This window comes from Micromonospora desertarenae, assembly GCF_056150265.1.
This window is the reverse complement of record NZ_JAXCFQ010000011.1, coordinates 117,076-133,528: the sequence shown is the minus strand read 5'-3', so window position 1 is coordinate 133,528 and position 16,453 is coordinate 117,076. Positions and strand designations below refer to the sequence as shown.

The 16,453-nt window shown below is 72.3% G+C and carries 16 protein-coding genes; 9 read left to right on the top strand and 7 right to left on the bottom strand.

Annotated elements, in window-relative coordinates:
- Positions 1-94: 94 nt before the first annotated feature.
- Positions 95-2,038 carry a DNA topoisomerase (ATP-hydrolyzing) subunit B gene (gene gyrB, locus SM577_RS22380; protein WP_302922469.1) on the bottom strand — a complete coding sequence of 648 codons (1,944 nt, stop codon included), beginning with the start codon at positions 2,036-2,038 and terminating at the stop codon, positions 95-97.
- 516 nt (positions 2,039-2,554) lie between these two features.
- Between gyrB and SM577_RS22375 the strand changes: the two genes are divergently transcribed.
- Positions 2,555-3,109, top strand: coding sequence for a hypothetical protein (locus tag SM577_RS22375; RefSeq protein ID WP_302922470.1), 555 nt, complete (start codon positions 2,555-2,557; stop codon positions 3,107-3,109).
- On the opposite strand, the gene SM577_RS22370 is transcribed toward SM577_RS22375, so the two are convergent.
- A complete protein-coding gene (locus tag SM577_RS22370) occupies positions 3,094-3,579 on the bottom strand; it encodes a MarR family winged helix-turn-helix transcriptional regulator (RefSeq protein ID WP_474580184.1) in 486 nt (161 codons plus the stop codon). The two genes, SM577_RS22375 and SM577_RS22370, sit on opposite strands and share 16 nt — an antisense overlap.
- A gap of 87 nt (positions 3,580-3,666) precedes the next feature.
- Here SM577_RS22370 and SM577_RS22365 point away from each other — a divergent pair, with 87 nt between their 5' ends.
- A complete protein-coding gene (locus SM577_RS22365; RefSeq protein ID WP_474587885.1) occupies positions 3,667-3,894 on the top strand; it encodes a hypothetical protein in 228 nt (75 codons plus the stop codon).
- 3 nt (positions 3,895-3,897) lie between these two features.
- Here the strand turns inward: SM577_RS22365 and SM577_RS22360 are convergent, their stop codons facing one another.
- The 5 genes from SM577_RS22360 to dnaA all read right to left on the bottom strand — a co-directional run bounded on the left by SM577_RS22360 (position 3,898) and on the right by dnaA (position 10,473).
- Entirely contained in the window at positions 3,898-4,503 is a 606-nt protein-coding gene (locus SM577_RS22360; RefSeq protein WP_474587884.1) for a DciA family protein, read from the bottom strand.
- Positions 4,493-5,626 (bottom strand): DNA replication/repair protein RecF, encoded by a 1,134-nt coding sequence (gene recF / locus SM577_RS22355; RefSeq protein WP_302922474.1) that lies wholly within the window; start codon positions 5,624-5,626, stop codon positions 4,493-4,495. The genes SM577_RS22360 and recF overlap by 11 nt, the downstream gene beginning before the upstream one ends.
- Before the next feature lie 16 nt (positions 5,627-5,642).
- Complete coding sequence (gene gnd, locus SM577_RS22350; RefSeq protein ID WP_302922475.1) at positions 5,643-6,515, bottom strand: phosphogluconate dehydrogenase (NAD(+)-dependent, decarboxylating); 873 nt, start codon at positions 6,513-6,515, stop codon at positions 5,643-5,645.
- A gap of 49 nt (positions 6,516-6,564) precedes the next feature.
- On the bottom strand, positions 6,565-7,698 hold the full coding sequence (gene dnaN / locus SM577_RS22345) for a DNA polymerase III subunit beta (RefSeq protein ID WP_302922476.1): 1,134 nt from the start codon (positions 7,696-7,698) through the stop codon (positions 6,565-6,567).
- A 960-nt stretch (positions 7,699-8,658) separates the two neighbouring features.
- Positions 8,659-10,473, bottom strand: coding sequence for a chromosomal replication initiator protein DnaA (gene dnaA, locus SM577_RS22340; RefSeq protein WP_474580187.1), 1,815 nt, complete (start codon positions 10,471-10,473; stop codon positions 8,659-8,661).
- 626 nt (positions 10,474-11,099) lie between these two features.
- Here dnaA and rpmH point away from each other — a divergent pair.
- From rpmH to SM577_RS22305, 7 genes are all read left to right on the top strand, one after another.
- Entirely contained in the window at positions 11,100-11,237 is a 138-nt protein-coding gene (gene rpmH / locus SM577_RS22335; protein ID WP_074478258.1) for a 50S ribosomal protein L34, read from the top strand.
- A 37-nt stretch (positions 11,238-11,274) separates the two neighbouring features.
- On the top strand, positions 11,275-11,691 hold the full coding sequence (gene rnpA, locus SM577_RS22330) for a ribonuclease P protein component (RefSeq protein WP_302922478.1): 417 nt from the start codon (positions 11,275-11,277) through the stop codon (positions 11,689-11,691).
- Between the two features lie 44 nt (positions 11,692-11,735).
- Complete coding sequence (gene yidD / locus SM577_RS22325) at positions 11,736-11,975, top strand: membrane protein insertion efficiency factor YidD (RefSeq protein ID WP_231928446.1); 240 nt, start codon at positions 11,736-11,738, stop codon at positions 11,973-11,975.
- Between the two features lie 3 nt (positions 11,976-11,978).
- On the top strand, positions 11,979-12,965 hold the full coding sequence (gene yidC / locus SM577_RS22320) for a membrane protein insertase YidC (protein WP_302922479.1): 987 nt from the start codon (positions 11,979-11,981) through the stop codon (positions 12,963-12,965).
- A gap of 212 nt (positions 12,966-13,177) precedes the next feature.
- Positions 13,178-13,768 (top strand): Jag family protein, encoded by a 591-nt coding sequence (locus SM577_RS22315; protein WP_302922480.1) that lies wholly within the window; start codon positions 13,178-13,180, stop codon positions 13,766-13,768.
- Between the two features lie 34 nt (positions 13,769-13,802).
- Entirely contained in the window at positions 13,803-14,588 is a 786-nt protein-coding gene (rsmG, locus tag SM577_RS22310; protein ID WP_474580268.1) for a 16S rRNA (guanine(527)-N(7))-methyltransferase RsmG, read from the top strand.
- Positions 14,589-15,139: 551 nt separating this feature from the next.
- The gene (locus tag SM577_RS22305; RefSeq protein ID WP_474587883.1) at positions 15,140-16,426 is read left to right on the top strand and encodes a ParA family protein; all 1,287 of its coding nucleotides are present in this window, start codon (positions 15,140-15,142) and stop codon (positions 16,424-16,426) included.
- Positions 16,427-16,453: the final 27 nt, after the last annotated feature.

Genomic DNA, 16,453 nt, shown 5'->3' with positions numbered 1-16,453 from the left:
TAACCGCTGTGGATACCGGCCAAGCTGTGGATAACTCTGTGGATCGGCGGGTCGACCGGTGGATGTCCGGCCGGCCCGCCGATGCCGATGCCCGTCAGATGTCCAGGAACCGGACGTCCTTGGCGTTGCGCTGGATGAACGAGCGACGCGCCTCGACGTCCTCGCCCATCAACACGCTGAACAACTCGTCTGCGGTTGCCGCGTCGTCGAGCGTGACCTGACGAAGCGTACGGGTCGCCGGGTTCATCGTGGTCTCCCACAGCTCCGGGTAGTTCATCTCGCCCAGACCCTTGAACCGCTGGATGTCGTCCGGCTTGGCGTTCGGCTTCTTCTGCTGGCGCAGCGCGATCAGCCCGTCGCGCTCCCGGTCGGAGTACGCGTACTGCGCGTCGTCGCCCTTCTTGTTCCACTTGATCTTGTAGAGCGGCGGGGCGGCCAGGTAGACGTGCCCCAGCTCCACCAGCGGTCGCATGAAGCGGAAGAGCAGGGTGAGCAGCAGCGTCTGGATGTGCTGGCCGTCGACATCGGCGTCGGCCATCAGCACGATCTTGTGGTAGCGCAGCTTCTCGATGTCGAAGTCGTCGTGGATGCCGGTGCCCAGCGCGGTGATCAGCGCCTGGACCTCGTTGTTCTTCAGCACCCGGTCGATCCGGGCCTTCTCCACGTTGAGGATCTTGCCGCGGATCGGCAGGATCGCCTGGGTCCGCGGGTCGCGCCCCTGCTTGGCCGAGCCGCCGGCCGAGTCACCCTCGACGATGAACACCTCGGACTCGCGCGGGTCGGTGGACTGGCAGTCGGCCAGCTTGCCCGGCATCGAGCCGGACTCCAGCAGCGACTTGCGCCGGGCCAGCTTGCGCGCCTGCTGCGCGGCGATCCGGGCCCGGGCGGCCTGGGACGCCTTCTGGATGATGATCTTCGCCTCGGCGGGGTTCCGGTCGAACCAGTCGACCAGCCACTCGTTGCAGACCCGCTGCACGAAGCTCTTCACCGGCGTGTTGCCGAGCTTGGTCTTCGTCTGGCCCTCGAACTGCGGGTTGGCCAGCTTGACGGAGATGATCGCGGCCAGGCCCTCACGGATGTCCTCGCCGGAGAGCTTCTCGTCGCCCTTGAGCAGCTTGCGCTCGGCGCCGTAGCGGTTCACCACGCTGGTCAGCGCGGCCCGGAAGCCCTCCTCGTGGGTGCCGCCCTCGTGGGTGTTGATCGTGTTGGCGAAGGTGTAGACCGACTCGCCGTACGACTCGTTCCACTGCATGGCGATCTCGACCGACATTCCCTCCTCCTCGGCGCCGAACTCGACCACCGTCTTGTGGATCGGGTTCTTCGAGGCGTTCAGGTGCCGGACGAAGTCGGCGATACCGCCCTTGTAGAGGAAGGTCACCTCGCGCGGCTTGCCCTCCTCGTCCTCCGAGCGCTCGTCGAGCAGGTGGATGGTGAGGCCGCGGTTGAGGAAGGCCATCTCCTGGAGCCGGCGGTAGATCGTCTGGAAGTCGAAGTCGACAGTCTCGAAGACGGTCGGGTCGGGCCAGAAGGCCACCGCCGAGCCGGTGCGGTTGGTCGTCTCACCCTTCTCCAGCGGGGTCGGCTTGGAGTTGGTGTACTGCTGCCGCCAGACGAAACCGGACTTGTGGATCTCCACCGCCATCCGGGTGGAGAGGGCGTTCACCACCGAGACGCCGACGCCGTGCAGACCGCCGGAGACCGCGTACGCCTTGCCGTCGAACTTGCCGCCCGCGTGCAGCACGGTCAGCGCCACCTCGACACCCGGCTTCTTCAGCTTCGGGTGCAGGTCGACCGGGAAGCCCCGGCCGTTGTCGGTGACCCGGACCCCGCCGTCGGCGAGCAGCACCACGTCGATGGTGTCGCAGTGCCCGGCCAGCGCCTCGTCCACCGCGTTGTCGACGACCTCCCACACGAGGTGGTGCAGACCACGCTCGCCGGTCGACCCGATGTACATACCGGGCCGCTTGCGGACCGCCTCCAGACCCTCGAGAACGGTGATCGACTCTGCGCCGTACTCCTGCTTGTCCTGCGCTGCCACCCTCGGCCACTTTCTCGCGCCGTCCGCACCTGGGGGCGCGTCGGGCGCGGGTTCGGCGGACAGGACGCGACGTCGGCACGCGGACCGGCACCGGGCATAATTCCGGGGTACGGGTCGAACGCGCCGGTCGCCGCGGTTGCCCGCGGATCGCGATCGGCTCGACCCGACGTGGACGATGATCGCGGGCCGTGTCGGGCCCGTGTCTCGTCGCTCCGCACCGGGTCTTCGTCTCAGCCTCAATCTTACTGTGCGCGGCCGACTAAACCACCACTCGGCACCCCCGCAGGACGGCTGAGAATGCCGTAGCCGGCCGAATCGCGCTGTCTGCGACTCCCCCTACACGCCTGCCCCGGATCTTCGGCGGCGCCGCCCGACGGCCGCGGTGGACCGATCTCGCGGAGCGGGCCGCCGTGTCGTAGGTTGACGGCGCCGCCGGCGCCGGCCTTGATCTTTCCCGGCCGGAACCGGACGATCGACCCGATCGACCCGACTCGTGCTGCTAAGAGGTGACGCCAGATGGGGCTGGACAACGTCGCGGTGCACTGGCCGCGGACCGGCCGCTTCTACGACCCGGTCGCGCCGGCCGAGTTCGTGGACTTCGGCGAGATCGTCGACATGCCGCGGATCTCCGCGCCGACCGCCGCGCTGGCGGAGCTGATCGCCAAGACCGGCACGGTCCGGGCGACCGCGTACACCGAGCTGGTGGATCTGCTGCTCGGCCTGGAGGGTGTGCTCTACGCCACGGACGCCGCCGCCGAGGACGAGGACCCGGTGATCGACCCGGACGGGTGCGCCTGGATCGCCGGCGGCATCGAGCGGTTCGTCGCCGGGCACCGCGAGCTCGGCGAGGAGGTGACCTTCGACTCGGTCAGCCGGGTGCTGCGCTCGCTGCTCGCCGACGGCCGCCTGGCCGAGCAGCAGCTGCGCTGGCTGGACAGCCGGCTCGACGCGCTGCGCGACGAGAGTGGCGCGCCGCCGCAGTGGACCTTCACCTGCGCCGAGCTGAGCGTGCTGGCCGCCTTCTACCGGCGCTGCGCCGACCGCGGCTTCGCCGTCTACGCCGACGCCTGACCCGGCCGGTCGTCGCCGGCCGCCGCGGCCCGGTTCGCCGCGGCGATCACCTCGGTGAGCACGGCGTGCAGGTGCCGCAGGTCCGCCAGCGGCAGCCCGAGCCGCGCCACGACCGCCGGCGGGATCTGCTCGGCGCGCGCCCGGAGGGCCTGGCCGCTGGCGGTGAGCGTGACGGCCAGGCTGCGTTCGTCCGACGCGTCCCGTTCCCGCCGTACGTAGCCGGCCGCCTCCAGGCGCTTGAGCAGCGGGGACAGCGTGCCGGGGTCGAGCTGGAGCAGGCGGCTCAGCTCCCGGACCGACAGTGGCGCGTACTGCCACAGGGCCAGCATGACCAGGTATTGCGGGTGGGTCAGCCCCATCGGCTCCAGCAGCGGGCGGTAGACCGCCACCACGCCCCGCGCCGCGACGGAGAGGGCGAAGCACACCTGCTCCTCCAGCGCCAGGGGATCCCCGTCGAGCTGGTCGGGCACCGGTGAACCTCCTCGTCGTCGTTGCGATGGTACCAACGATTGGTGTACCAATTATTTGCACACCAACTGCCGCGGAGAGGCGAGGCGATGAGCGCGGAGAAGCCGAACCACAAGGCCCCGGGCGAGGGTGGCCGCCTGATGGCCTTCGCCTTCCGGCACCTGGCCGGCCCGCCCGAGGTTCAGGGCGCGGTGCAGGGCGGCTCGGACCAGGCCCGCGAGGCGTGGAAGCGGGACCTGGAGCGCCGCAAGCAGTGGAGTCGCGAGCAGCGGGAACGCAAGCGCGCCGAGCGGGCGGCCCGGCGCGCCGGGGGCTGAGCGTCAGCCGTAGGTGTCCCGCGGCCCGCGGCCGCGGACCCGGCGCGGCCCGCGCGACCAGGACGGCGCCGCCGGGCCGTGGATGTGCAGCTTGCGCACCACGTTGTGGCCCACCTCGCGGCCGATCTGCTGCAACAGCGAACCGGCGAGCAGGCGCAACTGGGTGGCCCAGGCGGTCGAGCGCGCCTCCACGGTCAGCTCGCCGTCCTCCAGCTTGACCGGGCGGCTGTGCTGGGCGACCTCCGGCCCGACCACCCGCTCCCAGGCCCCGAAGACCGTCGCCTCGGCGGCCGGCTGCTGCCAGCCGCGCGCCTTCACCAGCCGGTCGAGCACCGCGCCGAGCGGCTGCGGGTCGCGCGGGTCCGGGCCCGGGCCCGAGTAGCCGCGCAGCCGCCGCTGCTGCCCGCCGGCGCCGTCGCCGCTGCCACCGGGGGTACGCCGGCGGGTTCGCGCCGCCGCCTCCCGGCGGGCGCGGGCCGCGTCGAGCACCGCCCGGGCCAGCTCCGGCCCCGACGCGCCGCCCTCGACCGCCCCGGCCCCCGGCCCGCCGCCCTCGGCCGCCGCCGGTGTGCCGGCCGTCCCGCGCGGCGACTCCGCCTCATCCGACACGGCGCACCGTCCCCTCGCCCACCTCGTAGCGGGTGCCGCGCAGGGTCGCCGGCACGTCGTCGTCCACCGCGCAGGTGACCAGTAGCTGGCTGGCCCCGCCGACCAGCTCCGCCAGCCGTTCCCGCCGGCCGGCGTCCAGCTCGGCGAAGACGTCGTCGAGCACCAGCACCGGCTCGATCCCGTCCGAGCGGAGCAGGTCGTAGCCGGCCAGCCGCAGGGCCAGCGCGTACGACCAGGACTCGCCGTGGCTGGCGTAGCCGCGGGCGGGCAGCGGGCCGAGGGTCAGGGTGAGGTCGTCGCGGTGCGGGCCGACCAGCGTGGTGCCCCGCTCGATCTCCGCCGACCGGGACTCGGCGAGCGCCGCGGTCAGCGCCTCCGCCAGCACCGCCCGGTCGCTGGTCGGCTCGGGCAGCTCCACCGACGGCCGGTACGCGATGCCGGCCGCGCCCCGGCCGGCGGCCACCGCGTCGTACGCCTTGGTCACGTGCGGGGCCAGCGCGGCGACCAGCTCCAGCCGGCCGGCGAGCAGCTCCGCGCCGTGCCGGGCGAGGTGGGTGTCCCAGACCGCCAGGGTGGACAGGTCCCCGCCCCGCGAGCCGCCCGTCTTGCGGGCCAGGTAGGCCGTCCGCAGCAGGGCGTTGCGCTGCTTGACCACCCGGTCGTAGTCGGCGCGCACCCCGGCGTACCGGGGCTGCCGGCTGACCAGCAGGTCGTCCAGGTAGCGGCGGCGCTCGGCCGGGTCGCCCCGGACGAGTTCCAGGTCCTCCGGGGCGAAGAGCACCAGCCGCAGCGCGCCGAGCACGTCCCGGGCCCGGCGGGCCGGTGACCGGCCGAGCCGGGCCCGGTTCGCCTTGCCCGGCACGATCTCCAGCTCGACCAGCAGCTCGCGTCCCTCGTGCACCACGGCGCACCGGATCACCGCCGAGCCGGCGCCCATCCTCACCAGCGGGGCGTCCGTGGCGACCCGGTGCGAATCCAGGGTCGCCACGTAGCCGAGCGCCTCGACCAGGTTGGTCTTGCCGACGCCGTTCGGCCCGACCAGGACGTTCGCCCCCGGTTCGAGGTCGACGCCGACCCGCTCGTACGAGCGAAAGTCGACCAGTTCGAGCCGGCGGACGTACACAGGCTGTGGATACCGCTCAGCGCTTGCGGACGGCGTGCCCGCCGAACTGCTGGCGCAGCGCGGCGACCGCCTTCATGGCCGGCGAGTCGTCCTGCCGGGACGCGAACCGGGCGAAGAGCGAGGCGGTGATGACGTTCAGCGGCACGGCGAGCCGGACCGCCTCGTCCACCGTCCAGCGGCCCTCGCCGGTGTCCTCGGTGTAACCGCTCAGCTCGGCCAGCTCCGGGTCCTCGTCGAGGGCCCGGTCGAGCAGGTCGAGCAGCCAGGAGCGGACCACGGTGCCCTCGCGCCAGGACTTGAACACCCCGGGCACGTTGGTCACCAGCTCGGACGCGGCCAGCAGCTCGTAGCCCTCGGCGTAGGCGTGCATCAGGCCGTACTCGATGCCGTTGTGCACCATCTTGGCGTAGTGCCCGGCGCCGACCGGCCCGGCGTGCACGAAGCCGAACTCGCCCGCCGGCTTGAGCGCCTCGAAGATCGGCATGAGCCGCTCGACGTGCTCCTGGGCGCCGCCGACCATCAGCGCGTAGCCGTTCTGCCGGCCCCACACACCACCGGAGACGCCGACGTCGAGGTAGCCGATGCCGCGGTCGTTGAGCCGCTCGGCCCGGGGCGCGTCGTCGCTGAACCGCGAGTTGCCGCCGTCGATGATGATGTCGCCCTCGCCGAGCACGTCGGCGAGCTGGTCGATGGTGGTGTCGGTGACCCCGGCCGGGACCATCACCCAGACCGCGCGCGGCGACTCCAGCTTCTCCGCCAGTTCCGCCAGGGAAGCGACGTCGCTCAGCTCCGCGTTGTGGTCGAAACCGACCACCTCGTGGCCGGCGGCGCGCAACCGCTCGCGCATGTTGCCGCCCATCCGGCCGAGTCCTACCAGGCCGAGCTGCATCTGCTCCTACCTCCGTCGTGCGTTCTCTGGGGTGTTCTCCGGGGCGCGATCAGCGGGAAACCCGGATCGGCATGATGAGGTACCGGTACCCAGGGATGACCTCGCCATCCTCGCCCGCCGGCGAAATCACCGCGGGCTTGAACGCGTCGACGAACGAGAGCACGGCGTACTGGGCCCCGAGGTTGGCGAGGCCGTCGATCAGGTACTGCGGGTTGAAGCCGATGGTCAGCGGCTCGCCGGTGAAGGTGGCCTCCATGGCCTCGCTGGCCCGCGCCTCCTCGGTGCCGCCGGCCTCGACCACCAGCCCGTCGGCGCTGAAGCTGAGCAGCACCGGGGTGGTCCGCTCGGCGACCAGCGCGACCCGCTTGACCACCTCGACCAGGGCGCTGACCGGCACCCGGGCCTCGGCGTTGTGGCTGGCCGGGAAGAGCGAGCGCACCGGCGGGTAGTTGGCGCCGTCGAGCAGCCGACTGGTGGTGCGCCGGGTGCCGCCGGCGAAGCCGATCATGCCCTCGCCGGCACCGCCCTGGGACAGCGCCATGGTCACCTCGCCGCCGAGCGGGCCGAGCGCCTTGGCTGTGTCGTGCAGCGTCCGCGCCGGCACCAGCGCGTTGATGCTGATCTCCGGGTCGTCCGGGTTCCACTGCATCTCGCGCAGGGCGAGGCGGTAGCGGTCGGTGGCGAGCATGGCCAGCGTGCTGCCGGAGAGCTCGATCCGGACACCGGTCATCATCGGCAGCGTCTCGTCCCGGCCGGCGGCCACGGCCACCTGGGCGACGGCGGCGGCGAACGCGGCCGCGTCGACGGTGCCGGCGCTCTCCGGCATCTCGGGCAGCGACGGGTAGTCCTCCACCGGCATGGTGGGCAGGGTGAACCGGGCGCTGCCGCAGACCAGTTCGAGGTGCGCGCCGACGGCGGCGATGTCCACCGGCTTGGCCGGCAGCGCCTTGGTGATCTCGGCGAGCAGCCGGCCGGAGACCAGCGCGGCCCCGTCGGCGTCCCCCTGCACCTCGACGGTGACCTGGCTGGAGACCTCGTAGTCGAACCCGGAGACCTGCAGGTTGCCGTCGGTCACCCGGAGCATCACGCCGGCCAGCACCGGTACGGACGGCCGGTTGGGCAGGCTCTTCGCGGTCCAGGCCACGGCCTCGGCGAGCGCGTCGCGCTCCACTCGGAACTTCATCAATGCCTCCGCGTCGACGTCAGCGACAACTCTCTCATGCCGACCGCTGCCTGCCGACCCGCCTGACGGTGCGGGTACCCATCGCACCTTAGGGCGCGTGGGCATCGGCTGTGCGCCCGACCCCGTGGATCCCGGTGCCGGCCCGGCCGCCCTCGGCGGTCTCCGGCCCGATCCACAGAAAGTCCAACGGTGATGATTGGTTTTTGTTCTTTCAGAAGAGATAACTCATCGTCTTCATCGCACCTGTGCAAACTGTGGAGAACCGGCGTCCGCGCAGGTCAGACAGGTTATCCACCGGTGGTTTCGCTGTGGAGAACCAGGGGTACAACCCGTGTTCTGGTCCACAGGCCGCCCGGTCCACCGGGTTGTCCACGGTTGTCCACCGGTTGTCCACCGGTAATCCACCGACTTTCTCCCCAGCCCTGTGGACCGGCGACGACGGCTTGACCGGCGTCATCCCCAGAACCTTCAACAGCCCGCCCACAGGCCGACCGTCCGCGGTGGACAACGGAGCGGTTGTCCCCAGGCGTCCACAGCGTCGTCCCCAGGGTTTCTCCACAGGCTGTGGGTAACCGGGTCCGGACGGAGCGTGGTTTTCCACCGGCGGTGGACAACGAGCTGTGGACAACGAGGCGGTGCGGTGGATGGTCACGGCTTCGATGCTGTGGTCTCGACCTCGTCGAGGGTCAAGTCCCGCGCCCGGGTGGACCGCCCGGACTCGGTGGATGACGCGGTGCGGGCGCCGGAGTGGCCGGGCGTGTGCGTCGCTGGGCACGTGCGTCGGACGGGATGCGTGCGTCGCCCGGCACCGTCGGCACGCTCCGGCGGCGGGCGCCGTGGTCGGCCGGGCACGGAAACGCCCGGCCAGCAGCCTGGCCGGGCGCGGTCACGTCTCGGGCGTACGCGACGACGGCTTCGGTTCGGCGCGCCTGACGCCGCGCCGCGCCCTGAAGCCGTCGCTCAGGTGTTCTGCTTGATCCGGTTGGTCAGCTCGGCGATCTGGTTGTAGAGCGACCGGCGCTCGGCCATCTGCTGGCGAATCTTGCGGTCGGCGTGCATCACCGTGGTGTGGTCCCGGCCGCCGAAGGCCTGCCCGATCCGGGGCAGCGAGAGGTCGGTCAGCTCGCGGCAGAGGTACATGGCCACCTGACGGGCGTTGACCAGCACCCGGGACCGGGAGTGGCCGCGCAGGTCCTCCAGGCTCACCCCGAAGTAGTCAGCGGTGGAGACCATGATCTGGTCCGCGGTGATCTCCGGCCCGGCGCCGTCCGGGATGAAGTCCCGCAGCACCTCCTCGGCCAGCGACAGCTCGACCGTCGAGCGGGTCAGGCTGGCGAACGCGGTGACCCGGATCAGCGCGCCCTCCAGCTCGCGGATCGAGTTCGACACCCGGGAGGCGATGAACTCCAGCACGTCCGGCGGGGCGTACAGGCGCTCCTGCGCTGCCTTCTTCTGCAGGATCGCGATCCGGGTCTCCAGGTCCGGCGGCTGGATGTCGGCGAGCAGGCCCCACTCGAACCGGGTCCGCAGCCGGTCCTCCAGCGTCGCCAGCTGCTTCGGCGAGCGGTCGGAGGTGATCACGATCTGCTTGTTGGCGTTGTGCAGGGTGTTGAAGGTGTGGAAGAACTCCTCCTGGGTGCGCTCGCGGTTCTCCAGGAACTGGATGTCGTCGATCAGCAGGATGTCGACGTCGCGGTAGCGCCGCTGGAACGCGCTGGTCTTGTCGTCCCGGAGCGAGTTGATGAAGTCGTTGGTGAACTCCTCGGTCGAGACGTACCGCACCGACCGGGCGTTGCCGAGCGTGGTGGCGTAGTGCCCGATGGCGTGCAGCAGGTGCGTCTTGCCGAGCCCGGAGCTGCCGTAGATGAACAGCGGGTTGTACGCCTTCGCCGGTGACTCGGCCACGGCGACCGCCGCGGCGTGCGCGAACCGGTTGGACGAGCCGATGACGAACGTCTCGAACATGTACTTCGGGTTGAGCCGGTTGCCGCCGGCGTCGGCGGGCAGCCGCCGCTCGTCCCGGCCGCCGGGTCGGTGGTCCGCCCGTCCGGGGCCGCTGTCCGGGCCGCCGTCGCGGGGCAGCGCGCGGATCACGTGCTGGTCGCGGGGGGAGACCGCGTCCTGCGGGTAGCGCGGCTCGTAGGGGCGGGCGTCCGGGCCGGGCGGGTCGAGCCGGGCGGCCTGCTCGTCGAAGCCGCGCGCGGTGGGCGTACGCCGGGCCGGGCGGTCCGGCCGGGGCGGCTCGGCGAAGGCCGTGCTGAACAGCGCCTCCTGGCCGCCGGGGCCGGCCGGACCCGGCCGGTCCTCGGTGGGCTGCCCGGGCGGCGGCGCGTCGGTCCGGCGCTCCGGGTGCGGCTGCTCGGGGATGAGCGGGGGCTGCTGCCGGGCGAGCGGGTCGTCGTCCCGTGGCTCGGGGCCGGTGCCGTCGAATCCCGCCGGGCCGCCCTCGTGGTCGACCGGCGCGGGCTCCGGACCGGAGCGGTAGACGGTGCCGGCCGGCCGGCCCGCGCCGTCCTCGGCCACCCGTACGGTGACCGCCACCTGGATCGGGCGGCCGAGCCGGCGGGTGAGCGCCTCGGTGATCGCCGGCCGCAGCCGCGACTCGATCACGTCCCGGGTGAACGCGTCCGGGACGGAGAGCAGCGCGGTGTCCTCGACGATCGCGCGCAGCCGGGTCAGCCGCAGGTACGCCCGCTGCTGGGCTGAGATGATCTCGTCGGCGAGCTCGTCGGTCGTCGCCATCCAGACAGCGGCGAGGTCGGTCGTACCGGTCACCGTCGTGCCACCCCCTCGCCTCTGCCCCCCGGACGCCGCCGTCGCCCCGGCCGGTCTTCCGGGCCCGCCGCCCTCGAGCTGGTGGACCTTCACCCACCCGGACGGCCGACCGGTCGTCGTCCACAAGTTATCCACAGCCTGTGTACCGACCGATTGTGGCCGCCCGCCGGACGCGGGTCTGACCTGCCCCCTGCCTGAACGGGCGCTGAAGCGGGTTCACCGTGCCGAACGATTCACTACCGGGTCCGGTCTTGCCTGCCGGCGACACCGGGACCCCCGACGCTGACCGCAATCGGGCACGGTAACAGCGTTGTCCACGCGCCATCAACCGGCGACGCGCGGCCGGCCTTGTCAACATCAGCGAAAACCGCCGCTTCGGTCGCCGGCCGGGCCCGGTGTCCGCCCTGGTGGGGGTATTTGACGGTCATTGCCCCCCTGCGTAGGCTGGAGCGGCTGCTCTGTCGCCCTCTGCTAGGGTGATGGGTGCTTGCTGTCCGCCGGTCGCGCCCCGCACGCCGAGGGTCCCGCCGGGCAGCACCGATCGGGGCCACCGCCGAGGTGGCCTGGACCACCACACGACCCCGGCGGTCCCCTCGCCCGGGGCGTACGACAACGGAGAGCCTGACGTGAGCAAGCGCACCTACCAGCCGAACAACCGCCGGCGCGCGAAGACCCACGGCTTCCGGCTGCGCATGCGCACCCGGGCCGGCCGCGCCATCATCTCGACCCGTCGCGCCAAGGGCCGCACCCGCCTGTCGGCCTGAGGCCGACCGGGTCAGGTCCGGGGGGACGTGGACAGTCGTGCTGGCGGCCGCACAGCGACTGCGGCGTAGCACCGACTTCGCCGCAGCGGTTCGCGGTGGCCGCCGCGCCGGTCGCGGCGCGGTTGTCGTCCATCTCACCCTGCCGACCGGGGCCGAACCCACGGCACAGACCTCGCCGGAGCCGGCGCGGGACGCCGGTGCGGAGCAGATCTCCGCACCGACCCGCGCCGGCTTCGTCGTGTCCAAGGCGGTCGGGCCGGCAGTGGTCCGCAACCGGGTCCGCCGTCGGCTGCGACACCTGGTCCGCGAGCGGCTGGCCGACCTGCCGCCCGGCAGCACCCTGGTCGTACGGGCGCTGCCCGCCGCGGCCGACGCGTCCTACCCGCGGCTCGGCGCCGACCTGGACGCCGCCATCGCCGCCGCGCGCTCGCCCCGAGGGCGGCGGTCGCGGTGAGCGGCGGACCGACCGTCCCCCGGCCCAGCACAGCCGGTGCCCGTGTGCTGACCGGCCCCATCATCGCGTACCGTCGGTGGATAAGCCCGGCTCTGCCGGCCCGCTGTCGGTTCTATCCGTCGTGCAGTGCGTACGCCCTCGAGGCGGTGGCCCGGCACGGCGCGCTCCGGGGAGCCGGCCTCACGGTCCGGCGGTTGCTGCGCTGCCACCCATTCCACCCAGGTGGACACGACCCGGTGCCGGAGCCGGGCGGTCGCCGACGTGCCGATGTGACTGGAGCCTGAGAATTGAGTCTCGACTGGATCTACTACGCGATTTCGTGGATCCTGCTGGCCTGGCATTCGGCCTGGGACGCCATCGGCGTGCCGGACGGCGCGGTGATCGGCACGAACTGGGCCTGGATCCTCGCCATCGTCTTCCTGGTGGTCACCGTCCGGGTGATCCTGTTCCCGATCTTCGTCAAGCAGATCAAGTCCCAGCGGGCGATGCAGGCGCTCCAGCCCCAGGTGAAGGCGCTGCAGGAGAAGCACAAGGGTGACCGGGAGACGCTCCAGAAGGAGATGATGGAGCTCTACCGGAAGGAAAAGGCCAACCCGCTGATGGGCTGCCTTCCGATGTTCCTCCAGATCCCGGTCTTCCTCGGCCTCTTCCACGTGCTCCGCCGGCTCGACCCGGCCAACGGCGGCAAGACCCTCTACGGCTGGACGGTCGGCCAGTTCGAGAGCGCCTCGCAGGCGAAGCTCTTCACCGCCCCGATCGCCGGCAAGTTCGGCTCGACCGCCGAGGAGCTGGCCCGCCTCGGCGCCAACGGCACCACCGTCAAGGTCATCGCCGGCATCCTGGTCCTGGTCATGATGGGCACCACCTACCTGACCAGCCGCCAGATGATCCTCAAGACCGGCTGGGCGGAGGACCCGCAGCAGCGGATGATCCAGCGGCTGATGCTCTACGGCATCCCGCTCTCGCTCCTGGTCTCCGGCGCGATCTTCCCGATCGGTGTGATCATCTACTGGGTCACCAACAACCTGTTCACCCTCGGCCAGCAGCAGTGGGTGCTCCGGAAGTTCCCGCCGCCGGCGAACGTCAGCACCACCAAGCCGGGCACCTCGCCCCGCGGCCCGGTGCAGCCGGCCAAGTCGGGTGGCCTGCTCGGCCGCGCCAAGCCGGCCGCCCAGGTGCCGGCGAAGCCCGCCGCGCCGAAGGTCGCCGCCCCGAAGCCCGGCGCCAAGCCGGTGAACCCCAAGAAGGGCCGCCCCGCCAAGCGGAAGGGCTGACCTGTCCGGGCCGCCGTCGGGAGACCGGCGGCGGCCCGTTCCGCACCGTGCAGCCGCCGTACGGCCGGCGCCGGAGCGGAACGGCCGCGCGGGGCGCGGCCACGGGCGAGACTGCCCTACAGACGTGCCCGCGGGCACCGGCGAAGCTCCCGCCGGCCCCCGGGGAACCAGCGGACCCGACGGTCCGGCCGAGCGAGTACGGAGATGAGACCGTGACGGACACCAGCATCCCCCGCGCCGACGAGTCACTGGACGAGGAGGGCGTCGCCCCCGCCGCGGCGGAGGACGACACCGAGGCGGAGGAGACCGAGGAGGGCCCGCGGGAGAAGAAGGCCGCGGGCGAGAGCGAACTGTTCCGGCAGAGCGAGATCGCCGCCGACTACGTCGAGGGGCTGCTCGACATCCTCGACTACGACGGAGACATCGACGAGCTTGTATCGGGCGGGCGCCCGGTGGTCGAGGTCGTGGGCGGCCGGTTGCAGAACCTGGTCGGGCAGCGCGGCGCCACCCTGGAGGCGTTGCAGGAACTGGCCCGGCTGGCCGTGTTCCGGCAGACCGGGTCGCCGAGCCGGCTGCTGCTCGACGTCGGTGGCTACCGGGCCAACCGCCGCAAGGAACTGGCCGCCGTGGCGAAGAACGCCGTCGAGAAGGTCAAGGAGTACGGCGAGCCGGTCCGCCTGGAGCCGATGTCCGCGTTCGAGCGCAAGTGCGTGCACGACGTGGTCAACGCGATGAGCGGGGTGGAGAGCGAGTCCGAGGGTGTCGAGCCGAACCGGCGCATCGTCGTCCGGCCGGCGGACTGACCGCGTGACCAACGACGACACCACGGCCGGGGCCGTGGCCGGCCCGGGTGGCACGCCGCCCGGGCCGTCGGCTGTCCGCCCCGGCGTCACGCCCTCGCCGGCCGACGCGGTGCTGCCGCCGGAACTGGCCGGCGCGGCCCGCACCCTCTTCGGCGATCGGCTCGACCTGGCCGCCGCGTACGCCGAACTGCTGGCCACCGACGGGGTGCTCCGCGGGCTGATCGGCCCCCGCGAGGCGCCGCGGATCTGGGACCGGCACCTGCTCAACTGCGCGGCCGTGGCGGAGCGGATCCCCGAGGGCGCCGCCGTGCTCGACGTCGGCTCGGGTGCCGGACTCCCCGGGCTGGTGCTGGCGATCGCGCGCCCCGACCTGACCGTGACGCTGATCGAGCCGCTCGCCCGACGGACCTCCTTCCTGGTCGAGGCGGTGCAGGGGCTCGGCCTGGCGAAGACGGTGCGGGTTTTCCGGGGCCGGGCCGAGGAGGCGGCGGCCGGCGCGGGTGCCGAGCCGCTGCGCGGTGACGTGGTCACCGCCCGGGCGGTCGCCCCGCTGGACCGGCTCGCCGCCTGGTGCCTGCCGCTGGCGGTGCCCGGTGGACGGCTGGTGGCGCTCAAGGGCGCATCGGCCGCGGAGGAGATCGCCGAGCACGCGGCGGCGGTGGCGCGGCTGGGTGGTGGCGAGCCGACGGTGCACCGCTGCGGTGAGGGCGTGCTCGACGCGCCGACCACGGTGGTGGAGATTGTGCGCGAACGGGTGGTGGGGCCGGTCCGGCGACCGGCCGCCAAGAAGTCTCGCGGCGGGCGGTCCCGCCGCCGCTGACCCGGTGCGGCCGTGCGCCCGGGGTGGACCCGGTACTGGCGCTGATCCCCGCGCACCTGGCCTTGCCCCGGTAGGGCCCGAGACGCGGTTGTCGCTCCGCTGCTGGGGCGGGCTGGTTTGCTGCAGCATCGCGCTGTTCCTGCTGTCACACGCCGCGTTCCAGGATGGACAGCAGCACCCCGCGCATCGGCCGGGACGGTGGCCCCTGAACGCCGGGCCGCTGAACGTCGTGCTGCCTCAACCGGCCGTGATGCCGATCACCACCCAGCGGTTGGTCCCGCTGACCCGCCGCTCAGGTGCCTGCTACCGGCTTTCCGGCCGGCTCCTGGGTCGTTGAACCGGGTGGGTGGAGGGTGCGGGTTGCGAACCCGACGTGGACCGGCCGCGCCCGTGAGCCGTAGGCTGACCGCGCGTCGATAGTGTGGAGCGGGCGGCAACGGCGTCACCGGGTCCCGACCGCTTCCGCCGCGCCGGACGCGCAGTGCGAGTACGCGTACGGCCGGGGTATGACGGGATGCGGACCGACCATCCGAAGCGGGCAGGGATGACAGGTGCATGACGACGGCAGGTACGACGATCCACGCGTGACGGGTTCGACGGGCGCTCCTGTTTCACGTGAAACCGACTACCAGAGCTGGCCGCCTTCCGGGGCGTCGGCGCAGGGCCCGTCGAACCGGCCGCCGGACGTCGAATCCGGGGAGCGCCGGGACCTTCCGGTGACCGGGGCGGGTCGTGCGGACTCGACGGTGCCAGGCGGTGCCCAGCCGGCTGGCGCGGGCGGACGGGTCATCCCGATCCGGCGCAACGCGGCGGCCCGGTTCGAGGCGCCGGTACCCCAGCAGCCGACCCCGGAGGCGGTGCCGGACGCGACCCCCGGTCCGGTCTCCGACACGACAGCGGCCTTCGGAAGCGCCGCCGTCGAGCCCGCGTACGTTTCACGTGAAACACCGATGCGCGAAGAGGATGACCCACCGTTGGCTATGGAGGCGATGCGTGCCGTGCAGATCCTGAATCCCAGTGGCGAGGTGACTATGCCTCGGCCGGAGCGGACCCGGGTCATGTGCGTCGCGAACCAGAAGGGCGGCGTGGGGAAGACCACGACCACGGTGAACCTGGCGGTGGCGCTCGCCCTGCACGGCAACCGGGTGCTGGTGGTCGACCTCGACCCGCAGGGCAACGCCTCCACCGGGCTCAACGTGCCGCACCACACCGGCGTGCCGGACGTCTACGACTGCCTCATCAACAGCGTGCCGCTGGAGGAGGTCGCCCAGGAGGTCGAGGGGATCCCCAACCTGTGGTGCGTACCGGCCACCATCGACCTGGCGGGTGCCGAGATCGAACTCGTCTCGGTGGTCGCCCGGGAGTCCCGGCTGGCCCGCGCCATCACCGCGTACCCGGGCCACTTCGACTACGTCTTCATCGACTGCCCGCCCTCGCTCGGCCTGCTCACGGTCAACGCTCTGGTCGCGGCGCAGGAGGTGCTCATCCCGATCCAGTGCGAGTACTACGCGCTGGAGGGCCTCAACCAGCTGATCCAGAACATCAACCTGGTTCGGCAGCACCTCAACCCGCGGCTGGAGGTCTCCACGATCCTGCTCACCATGTACGACCGGCGTACCCGGCTGGCCGACGCGGTGGAGCAGGACGTCCGGAACCACTTCGGTGACAAGGTGCTCCAGGCGGTCATCCCGCGTAACGTCCGCGTCTCCGAGGCACCCAGCTACGGCCAGTCGGTGATGACCTACGATCCCGGATCGCGGGGGGCGACGAGCTACTTCGAGGCCGCCCAGGAGATCGCCGAGCGAGGCGTCAAGGAGCCGGTGAGCCGGAATGCGTAGTGCGGACGAGGCGCTGGGAGGCGTGGC

Bases quoted from the DNA above. Each gene is read 5' to 3' on its own strand.
- SM577_RS22375 (WP_302922470.1), top strand. From the start codon at position 2,555: ATGGGGCTGGACAACGTCGCGGTGCACTGGCCGCGGACCGGCCGCTTC.
- SM577_RS22365 (WP_474587885.1), top strand. From the start codon at position 3,667: ATGAGCGCGGAGAAGCCGAACCACAAGGCCCCGGGCGAGGGTGGCCGC.
- dnaN (WP_302922476.1), bottom strand. From the start codon at position 7,698: ATGAAGTTCCGAGTGGAGCGCGACGCGCTCGCCGAGGCCGTGGCCTGG.
- gnd (WP_302922475.1), bottom strand. From the start codon at position 6,515: ATGCAGCTCGGCCTGGTAGGACTCGGCCGGATGGGCGGCAACATGCGC.